The sequence below is a fragment of the Acinetobacter higginsii genome (assembly GCF_000369525.1).
In the GTDB taxonomy this organism is placed as follows: domain Bacteria; phylum Pseudomonadota; class Gammaproteobacteria; order Pseudomonadales; family Moraxellaceae; genus Acinetobacter; species Acinetobacter higginsii.
Genome location: NZ_KB850063.1, coordinates 1 through 1,954, shown reverse-complemented (window position 1 = coordinate 1,954; position 1,954 = coordinate 1). Strand labels below are relative to the sequence as shown.

Sequence of the window (1,954 nt, the reverse complement as noted above, 5' to 3'; positions counted from 1 at the left end):
TCCCTCCACATGCACCGCATATCTTCCTTTAAAAAGGGCGCACAGAAGTAGATAAAGCTCGACCGTTAGGTGCTTATTTGATGATTTAAACTGCTGAATTAACGAAGGACTTCAAATTGAGGCTTGTCAAACTGTTCTAATTCTTTAAAATAGATAGTGGTACTAGCCTTTAAGGTGAATATCAGTATGAGTTGCAAGCTCTGCCGATCTTTCGTTAATTGATGTTGCAAGCATCAAATAACTGTACCCACTGAATTTAATGGAAAAGCCCAATAACTTGCAAGAGTTATTGGGCTTTTCCTTTAAATATTGTAAGATTTATTTTTACATTAATAGTTAAAAGAGCTACTGTGCGTAAAATTAGAAACCCAGAAAAAGTAACAAAAACTTATCAAGTCAATGCATTCTCTTCTAATGAAAAATCTTTACCACAAAATTTTGGCGAACTAGTTAATCTTATTCATCTAGATATTTTTCGCTTTGATAATTTAGAAGAAATACCCAAAGAGATCGAAAATTTACATAAGTTAGAAATCTTAGAGATTACAAACTGTCCCAATCTTAAATCCCTGCCAGAGAATATTGGGAATTTAAAAAATTTAAAAAGTCTTAGCCTAAACTTAAAAAATTTAGAATATATTCCTGAAAGTATTGGTAATTTAGCAAATCTTGAATCTCTTCATCTTAACTTACCAAATCTTAAATCTTTGCCAGAGAACATTGGTAATTTAAAAAGCTTAAAAAATCTTAGCCTAGACTTAGAAAGCTTAGAATATATTCCTGAAAGTATTGGTAATCTAGAAAATCTAGAGTATTTAGATCTTCATTCATTAACATTGAATACCTTACCAAATACTATTGGCAACTTAAAAGCACTTAAGAGTCTTGAAATTAATGAAACAGATTTAAAAGAACTCCCTGAAAGTATTGGTAATCTAGAAAATTTAGAAGTACTAAATATACTATTATCATATGATATAAACGAACTACCTAATAGTGTTACTAACCTTAAGAATTTGAAGGAACTATACGTCGACCTTGATGATGTTAATGTGCCTGATTCAGTAAAACATTTAGTGGTACTTGATGATGACTAAAAATTTAGTAACTATATAAAGTTAATTTAATACTCGCATTACATCCCAAAATCCATGCCCCGATCTCGCTTAAGTTGGGGCTTGTCCATTTCCTTTTTTAATTCCTTCATTTGGACGAGATTTTTTTCAATATCTCGGATGTTTCGAGCAAATTCTGCTGAGCTTTGGCTACTTCTGACGAGACTGAATGCTGTATGGTTGAGATTCTCTCCAGAACTTCTTCGTTGTTCGCTGTAATCTGGCTCATCTCTCGGACTTTGCCATTGATCTGCTCGGTATAGCTTGCTGTACTGCATTCTAGCTCGTGAAATTGTGTCTGTATTGTCGCTAATGATTTCTGTGCTTGCTGTAAGCTCTGCTGATCGCTCCCGATTGCTTTTGATTGCGCTGACAAGGCTTGGATAATCTTGGTTTGCATTGTGTCTAAAGCTTGCTGTTGCTTCTGCAATTGCGATTGTTGTTGCATTAATTGTTGCTGTTGTTCTTCGATGATTCTCAATAATTGCGTTTCTAATTCGGTCATCGTTTAGTACCCCATTGGAATCATGTAACCGTTCTGCCATTCCCCTGCATTCTTGTTGATCTGAATACAGAGACGTTGTGCTTTGCTGTCTGGTCGCTTGCATGTGCTGATCGTCAAACTGCCTCCCGATCGGTTCAAATGGTCGACCCTCATTTGCTTCTCGTTGATCACTGTATTTAGCGTCTGCATCTCGCTGTACTTGTTTTTGGTGACGAGACCAAGCGAGAAAATCGCTATAAGCAAAATAACTGCTGCTGAAATCAGTCCCATATTCAAAATGGTAAGTTTTTTCTGTACCGCTTGATTCTGGGCTTGTTGTTCTTGGCTCTGTATT

At 35.6% G+C, this 1,954-nt stretch carries 3 protein-coding genes; 1 reads left to right on the top strand and 2 read right to left on the bottom strand.

The window, feature by feature from the left end:
* Positions 1-350 precede the first annotated feature (350 nt).
* On the top strand, positions 351-1,097 hold the full coding sequence (locus F902_RS00130; protein ID WP_005199665.1) for a leucine-rich repeat domain-containing protein: 747 nt from the start codon (positions 351-353) through the stop codon (positions 1,095-1,097).
* Positions 1,098-1,203: 106 nt separating this feature from the next.
* Here F902_RS00130 and F902_RS22545 read toward each other — a convergent pair whose 3' ends face one another.
* Positions 1,204-1,620 (bottom strand): hypothetical protein, encoded by a 417-nt coding sequence (locus tag F902_RS22545; RefSeq protein WP_005199662.1) that lies wholly within the window; start codon positions 1,618-1,620, stop codon positions 1,204-1,206.
* Between the two features lie 3 nt (positions 1,621-1,623).
* The coding region (locus tag F902_RS22540) for a hypothetical protein (RefSeq protein ID WP_043540800.1) at positions 1,624-1,954 on the bottom strand (331 nt) is incomplete at its 5' end.